Source organism: Rubellimicrobium mesophilum DSM 19309 (genome assembly GCF_000600335.2).
GTDB lineage: Bacteria > Pseudomonadota > Alphaproteobacteria > Rhodobacterales > Rhodobacteraceae > Rubellimicrobium > Rubellimicrobium mesophilum.
The window spans coordinates 1-3,669 of sequence record NZ_KK088537.1; the positions used below are offsets into that span (position 1 = coordinate 1).

A 3,669-nucleotide genomic window follows, 5' to 3' on the forward strand; every position below is an offset into this window, starting at 1 on the left:
TTTTCCAGCCGAAGTACGCAGCCTACCTCAACCTGATCGAGCCGTGGTGGAAGGTGCTGCGCTCCCTGGCGCTGAAGGGCCGGCGGTTTGAAAGCTGGGAGGAGATCGCGCAAGCGGTGGAGCGGGCAACAGTCTACTGGAACGATCACCGGCATCCGTTCGTCTGGGGCCGGCGGCGCCGGCACCAGCCACGACGCCAGCCCGGGATCGCTCTGCCGCCAAAAGCAGCCTGACTTGCCGGATGAACCACTTAGCGCTTGGTGTGCGACCCGATCCTTTCGAAGATCTGTTTTTCGGTTCCTTTTCTCAGACTCACCTCTTTACCCCTGGCTTTCCTCTGCCCTGTCCGACACGGACAGTGGCAGGGGGCCCAGTGCTCCAGCACCCCATGCGACCGAAGACTGCGCCGCAGCTGGATGATGGCTGCCCGAGCGAACACCGTCAGGTCCTTTCGGGCATGAGGCCGACGTCCAGTGTGGGACACTTGGCGCACTTCTCCTCGAACTACATCCGAGGTTGCAGTAGGGGGGAGCGCGTCGTTCGTCCGCCGCAGGAAGGTCGTCATGGCCTTCGTATTGGAGCCGAACGCGTCGAGCCTGTTGTGGGGGATGGGCTTGCCCTCCACGACCCTCATCCCTGAAGCACCAACGCGGGACCGGAACGCGCGGATCAAGAAGCCCAGGCGCAGTGTGGACTGGAGGCGGCTCGCCACGACCGTGGGACGTGAAGGCTTTAGGAGTGGGCCGTAGCGGTCGTGCAGGACCGACCAGGGCAGTCAGTGCCCGTAGAGCAAGGTCGCCAGAGTGTCGTCTGGCGGCCTGCGATCCTGCCCCGAGGACGTCGGTACTGGCGGGTGCTCCTGGCCCGGCACAACCTGTCCGTCCGCCATGCTCTAAGCAGTGCTCATGCGGCTCTCCCGGAACTGCCAATGCTTGCGACGACTTTCGCCCGACGGCTCAAGACGTCGCTGCCACCTAAGGGCGTAGGCTCACTCCGCCGGCGTGAAGGCCACGCCCGATCCGGCCTGACGGGAGCCCGCCGGAGCCGCCCCGAGCCCGAAGCGGATCACCGTGACAAGGAAGATCATCATGGAGGCGAAGACCAGGAGCGAGCCCACGATGGCCATCCCCGGGGTGCCGCCGGTGGAGGCGATGGCGATGCCCGGGACCATGATGAGAACACCCAGGATGGCGACCACGGCATGCACGCGCGGCAGCCAGCCCTGTGCGGCCTGCGGCGTGGCGTTGTAGTAAAGCCCGAAGAGCGCCAAGGAGGCCCAGCCCGCGAGGTTAAGGTGGGCGTGCGCGCCTACCAGGATGTGGTTCTCGCTCGCGGCCATGTAGAGGCCCAGAACCATGCCGCACGTCACGCAGAGGACGGCGGCCAGGAAGAAGACAAAGGCGATGTTGCGCATGATGTGCTCCCCGAGTGCATGCGTAAAACGATGAAAATTGGGGCCGCTGTCCCAAGGGCCCCGGAGATCAAGGTGCAGCCAGCACCCGCGCTTCGGGACGAGGAAACACCCGCAGGTGACGGGGGGTCAATATCGCCGTTCAGCCCCGCGGACGTCTGATGCCAAACAACTACTTCACTGCAGTGGTGCTGGCCTACGCTGTCGTAGCTTGGATCGGAATCAGTCCTTGAACTGAGTTCCGGCTGGCGACTGCAACGCCGGGCCGTGGAAGGCAATTCCATGTACGCCGAGACCGTCGCTATTCAGGCGAATGACCTCGGCCGCGAGGCGGACGTCGTCGCCACGCTCGCGACGGTAGACGATCGTCACCGTGCGGGCTTCCGGGTCCCAGAGTGCCCGTTCGAGCTCAAAATGGAGGTGGTCTGCCTGAGCCAGGGCTCTGCCCCAGTACTCGGCTACGGCTGCCTTTCCGTAGAGCACCGGCGCTCCCGTGATCTCGGCAGCAAGTGGGCTCCAGAACTCGACATCGTCGGCCCACAGCTCCAGTGCTCGGTCCAGTTCCAGGCTGTTCCACGCTTCGATCCAGCGTGCGGCATAGGTTTGACCTTCGTTCACGTCGGACACTCCTGACCACGGAGAGTCATTTAGAATGTCATCAATACGCGTTCTGGTCCTAATGATGGCGGCATGGCGAGCTAGTCGCCCATCCCGACTTGCTGTGAGCCGACAAGGCTGGCCGCAGCTCGACCTGCTGCCTCGAAGTAGCCCGGATCACGGTGGACCAACATAGACGAGAAAGCCCCGTCCATGAGGATGACGATCTGCCGGGCGAGCCCTCTGGCATCGTGCACGCCCTTGGAGGCGAGGGTTTCAGCCAGCCAGGCCTCGACGCCAGCCTTGTGTCTTGCGGCCACCTTGATGGCCGGGTGGCCCGGCAGGGCGGCCAGTTCGGCCGCGGTCTTCAGAAAGCCGCACCCGTTCCACCTGGGGTGGCGAGCCGCGGCCTCGAGGTGCGTAAACAGAGCCCGGACCTTGTCGGGCAGGGTCCCTTCGGCGTCCGCGAACCATTTGGCGAACAGGATCCGGTTCGGATGATCGCGCGCCTCCAGATAGGCCGCGATCAGGTCGTCCTTGCTGCGGAAGTGATAGTAGAGCGTCCGCTTGGTGACGCCGGCCTTCTCGGCGATGGCATCCACCCCGGTGCTCCGGATGCCCTTGCCGTAGAACAGCTTCGCAGCTGTCCTGAGAATGCGCTCGCGGGTGTCGACGGGGATCTTCGGCATGCGACAGGTATACCGGGTAGTGAGTATACGCCCAGCGTGATGTGCCTCAGCGTGGCTGGCATCTGCGGAGATGATGCCATGCCAGACACCGTGCTGATCGAGATTGCCGACGACGTCGCCGTTCTCACCCTGAACCGCCCCGAGAAGCTTAACGCCCTGAGCTATGAACTTATTGATAAGTTGATGGGCTTTCTTGACCGGTGCGAGGCCGATCCCGGTGTCCGGGCCGTCATCCTGACCGGGGCAGGGGAGCGTGCCTTCTCCGCGGGAGGGGACATTCCCGAGTTCGCGGTCAGCATCGGTCTTGGGGTCGACGTTGCCGTTCGGGAGTTCGTGAAGCGCGGCCAAGCCATGACGGCCCGGCTTGAGGCCTACCCAAAGCCGGTCATCGCGGCCGTCAACGGGCTTGCCTATGGTGGTGGCTGCGAGATCACCGAGGCCGTGCATCTCGCCGTGGCCAGCGACCGGGCAATGTTTGCCAAGCCGGAGATCGCCATCGGCATCCCGCCCACCTTTGGTGGGACCCAGCGCTTGCCACGCTTGGCGGGGCGCAAACGGGCGCTGGAGCTTCTACTTACGGGTGACCCATTCTCACCGGCGCGGGCGCTGGACATGGGGCTCGTCAACGCCGTCGTTCCCCATGACCAGCTGATGGCGTCGGCCTTGGGCAAGGCACATCAGATCCTGCGTCACTCCCCTCTCGTGGTCGCCAGCTGAACTGGCCCCCATTTTGACCGGACACCTGGGCATGACCATGGAGGCTTAGGGACAGCCCTAAGCACGTGCTTATGTCTGACGTTGAGATCATCACCGACGGTGGCCGTCGCCGTCGCTGGAGTGGCGCCGAGAAGCTGCGGATCGTCGAAGAGACCCTAGACGAGCGATCCAGCATCTCGGTGGTGGCGCGCCGCAATGGCGTGGCTCCGAACCTGCTCTATCGTTGGCGACGCCTGATGCTGGAGGGGGGAGCTG

The 3,669-nt window shown here is 64.4% G+C and carries 6 protein-coding genes; 3 read left to right on the plus strand and 3 right to left on the minus strand.

Annotated features, from left to right (window positions below; all coding sequences use genetic code 11):
• The coding region (locus RUMESO_RS25590) for a hypothetical protein (RefSeq protein WP_037277770.1) at nucleotides 1-233 on the plus strand (233 nt) is incomplete at its 5' end.
• Nucleotides 234-988: 755 nt separating this feature from the next.
• Here RUMESO_RS25590 and RUMESO_RS02225 read toward each other — a convergent pair.
• From RUMESO_RS02225 to RUMESO_RS02235, 3 genes are all read right to left on the minus strand, one after another.
• Nucleotides 989-1,414, minus strand: coding sequence for a hypothetical protein (locus RUMESO_RS02225; protein ID WP_051520932.1), 426 nt, complete (start codon nucleotides 1,412-1,414; stop codon nucleotides 989-991).
• A gap of 219 nt (nucleotides 1,415-1,633) precedes the next feature.
• Entirely contained in the window at nucleotides 1,634-2,029 is a 396-nt protein-coding gene (locus RUMESO_RS02230; RefSeq protein ID WP_051520933.1) for a nuclear transport factor 2 family protein, read from the minus strand.
• Between the two features lie 80 nt (nucleotides 2,030-2,109).
• Nucleotides 2,110-2,697, minus strand: coding sequence for a TetR/AcrR family transcriptional regulator (locus RUMESO_RS02235; protein ID WP_037277773.1), 588 nt, complete (start codon nucleotides 2,695-2,697; stop codon nucleotides 2,110-2,112).
• 78 nt (nucleotides 2,698-2,775) lie between these two features.
• On the opposite strand from RUMESO_RS02235, the gene RUMESO_RS02240 reads away from it, so the two are divergent.
• Nucleotides 2,776-3,414 (plus strand): crotonase/enoyl-CoA hydratase family protein, encoded by a 639-nt coding sequence (locus RUMESO_RS02240; protein WP_037277780.1) that lies wholly within the window; start codon nucleotides 2,776-2,778, stop codon nucleotides 3,412-3,414.
• Between the two features lie 71 nt (nucleotides 3,415-3,485).
• A partial coding sequence (locus tag RUMESO_RS23755; protein ID WP_037281902.1) for a transposase occupies nucleotides 3,486-3,669 on the plus strand: 184 nt, incomplete at its 3' end.

What these genes read in the sequence shown, in the direction of transcription:
- RUMESO_RS02225 (WP_051520932.1), bottom strand. Translation starts at nt 1,414, where the DNA reads ATGCGCAACATCGCCTTTGTCTTCTTCCTGGCCGCCGTCCTCTGCGTG.
- RUMESO_RS02235 (WP_037277773.1), bottom strand. Translation starts at nt 2,697, where the DNA reads ATGCCGAAGATCCCCGTCGACACCCGCGAGCGCATTCTCAGGACAGCT.
- RUMESO_RS02240 (WP_037277780.1), top strand. Translation starts at nt 2,776, where the DNA reads ATGCCAGACACCGTGCTGATCGAGATTGCCGACGACGTCGCCGTTCTC.